The organism is Mycobacterium sp. (assembly GCF_019247615.1).
Lineage (GTDB): Bacteria > Actinomycetota > Actinomycetes > Mycobacteriales > Mycobacteriaceae > Mycobacterium.
In genome coordinates this window covers 1-2,661 of the sequence record NZ_JAFBAT010000130.1, presented here as the reverse complement: position 1 = coordinate 2,661, position 2,661 = coordinate 1, and the positions used below count along the sequence as shown (strand labels likewise).

The following is a 2,661-nucleotide window of genomic DNA, read 5'->3' as shown; positions in this document are numbered from 1 at the left end:
CCGCACCGGTCGTCTCTTCCCATCGCGCCGCGGTTAGATACTGAGCTCCCGGTTGATCTGCGGCCAGTATTGGGGGCCGTCCACGGTGAGGATTATCCAGTCGTGAATCTCGCCCTTGGCCAGTACGAAGCTGATCGGTGCCCCGGTAATCGCGGCGTTGTGCTGCAGGACGAGCACGTCGGGCGCCAGGATGTCTGAGGAGCCCTCGTAGACGTATGTCGGCGGCAGTCCGCTAAGCGATCCGAACAGCGGGCTCACCATGTAGTTGTTCTCGGGAAGGCCTCCCGCCCACTCCCTGCCGATCACTTGCCCAGGCACAACCGGGAGTAGGGGATCGTGGACCAACGCAATGTTCGGATTGGTCATGAACGGGTCCAGCCATGGAGACAGCAGAACCATCGACGACGGCACGGGCTGACCGTGGGCCACCTCGTACTCCACGGCCGCCAGCGCGAGGTTGCCGCCCGCGGAGTCACCGATCACGCTGACGTTGGAGGACCCGTGTTGAGCGATCTCCGAAGAGATGAGGTCCGCCATCTTCGGTACCACGGTGCCTGCGGTGCCTCCCTGCTGCAGCAACGGGTAGATCGGCACCTCGATGGTCGAGCCGGTCTGGTAGGCCATCACCGAGTAATCGACCCAATGGAAAATCGAGGGCGGGAAGATAAAGGCGCCGCCGTGAATGGCGACCACGTAGTGCCCGTCGGGATGAGCCGGCGTGATCTGCACGACCTGCATCCCCTCAAAGGTGGTGTGCTGGACCGTTTCTCCTAGCGGAAACGTCAAGAACCTGGGCGGCGAATTACCGAGAACATACGACAATGGCGGAGCGTTGCTGGCAAGCAGAGCTAACAGCGGCGAATTGGGTTGGGTGGCCAATGGGATTTCGAGTCCGGTGGTACCCAGGAAGTCTTTTACGCCCCACAGTCCGGCGATTTCAAGCTTGGTGATCAGCGAGGGTTTGCCTCTGAATGTCCCGCCCAGCGTCGCCGGGATGGGTGGGCCGGCCGAAGCCCCAAAGATGTCGGCGAAGATCTCGTTGGCCACCCCCGTGATGCTCGCGGCCGATGTCATCGGGGCGTGCGAAATCTGCTGCTGAACGGAGGTGAAACCCGACCCGAACGCTCTCGCGAATTCGCCTGGCTGTCCGGCCAGATTTTCCAGCGCTTGCTCCCAGGGCCCCAACTGCGCCACAGTTGCCGACGCACTCGCGTGATAGCCGAACATTGCGGTGATGTCCTGTGCCCACATCTGCTCGTATTCCGCCTCCGCGGCCGCGATTGCCGGGGCGTTTTGGCCGAACAGGTTTGAGGTCACCAGCGAGACCAGACGGCCGCGATTGGCCGTGATCATTTCGGGGTCCACGATCGTTGCGAGCGCCGCCTCAAATGCGGCAGCCGCCGCCCGGGCCTGGGCTGCCGACTGTTCGGCTTGCGCTGCCGCCCCTCCCAGCCATTCCGTGTACCGGGCGGCGGCATGTGTCATGGCCGCCGACGAAGGGCCCTGCCAAGCCTGCCCGGACAGGTTCGAAGTCACGGCGGTGAATGCATTCGCCGCGGAGCTCAATTCGCTGCGGATCCCGTCCCAGGCCGCCGCCGCATCCAGCATCGGCCCGGAACCCGGTCCGTCGAGCAGCAGAACCGAATTGACCTCAGGCGGCCACACCGAAAAGTTCATCGCCCCTCCTGCTCGATTCGCCATCCAGCTGCGCTTTTGGAAGCAACGGCGCTTTTGGAAGCAAAGTAGTATGCCCATTCGCCGCTGTCTCGAAAACAGGTCGGACGCCTATCCCGGTTTGGTGTCCGAGGCGCGCGCCGCGTCTTCGACGGCCAACGCCTCGTCTGCGAGGGCGCGCAGATGGCTATCCTGCGCGGCCTGCCAATGCTTGTCGGCCTTCGCCTGCAACTGGTCAGCCGGGCCCGCCGATGCCTGCATCGCGGCGCGCTGATAGGTGTTTGCCGTTCGCTCGTGCACGCGGGCCAGGTCCTCATGCTTTTCGGCGGCGGCGTGGTGCGCATCTTCGGCGCGCTGCATCGCTTCCTTGGCACGCTGACGCGCCAATTTCACCGACTCGGCAGACGGTAACTTTCCGGCGGCGAGCTCGGTTCGCCGTCGATTTAGTTCCTCCACCCGCTGCTTGGCCTTCGCCGCACGCTCGGACGCACTGGGTAGGTCATGACCGTCACCAGAGCCCATTTATTGATCAAACCACAAGCCGCGGCGAGCAAACCCCGACGATTTTATGGGCCGGAAAAACAACTGTTCTCATATCACGGCCGAACGGCGCGCTGGGGCGAGACCTCGGAAATGTCCGAATGGCTTTTGCCTCCCGTGGTACCCAAAGTGGTTATCCAGACCAGCACGAACGTTGTCGGGGCAGCGGTCTTCACCGGAATGACGTTGTGCCCGGGTGTCAACGGGGTCGGGGGGCTGAGTTCAGCGGTGTCGGTCAGCTTCGCCGGTGACGGACTGGCCGATGATCGTATCTGCGCTACCGTGCCCGTGCTGTTGAGGTCGATGGCGACGGCGCTGAGCGACGTCGGCTCGGGAAGCTGCAACAACAGCCCGACACCGTCCTTGAACTTCGGGAAGGGTTGGGCGTCAACGTAGGTGTCCGTGGACCAGGCAGTGGCGGGGTTGCCGTCGATTGCCAACCCGGCC

2 protein-coding genes and 1 pseudogene are annotated in these 2,661 nt (G+C 63.6%); all 3 read right to left on the bottom strand.

From position 1 onward, the window contains the following. Nucleotides 1-33: 33 nt before the first annotated feature. Nucleotides 34-1,677: a PPE family protein gene (locus JO059_RS08645; RefSeq protein ID WP_293315712.1), complete on the bottom strand. Its 1,644-nt coding sequence runs from the start codon at nucleotides 1,675-1,677 to the stop codon at nucleotides 34-36. Between the two features lie 108 nt (nucleotides 1,678-1,785). Beyond that, nucleotides 1,786-2,196, bottom strand: coding sequence for a hypothetical protein (locus JO059_RS08640; RefSeq protein WP_293315710.1), 411 nt, complete (start codon nucleotides 2,194-2,196; stop codon nucleotides 1,786-1,788). 74 nt (nucleotides 2,197-2,270) lie between these two features. Then, a pseudogene (locus tag JO059_RS08635) lies at nucleotides 2,271-2,661 on the bottom strand (murein biosynthesis protein MurJ); the annotation flags it as partial.

Coding starts and splice junctions, on each gene's coding strand:
- JO059_RS08645 (WP_293315712.1), bottom strand. CDS start 1,677: ATGAACTTTTCGGTGTGGCCGCCTGAGGTCAATTCGGTTCTGCTGCTC.
- JO059_RS08640 (WP_293315710.1), bottom strand. CDS start 2,196: ATGGGCTCTGGTGACGGTCATGACCTACCCAGTGCGTCCGAGCGTGCG.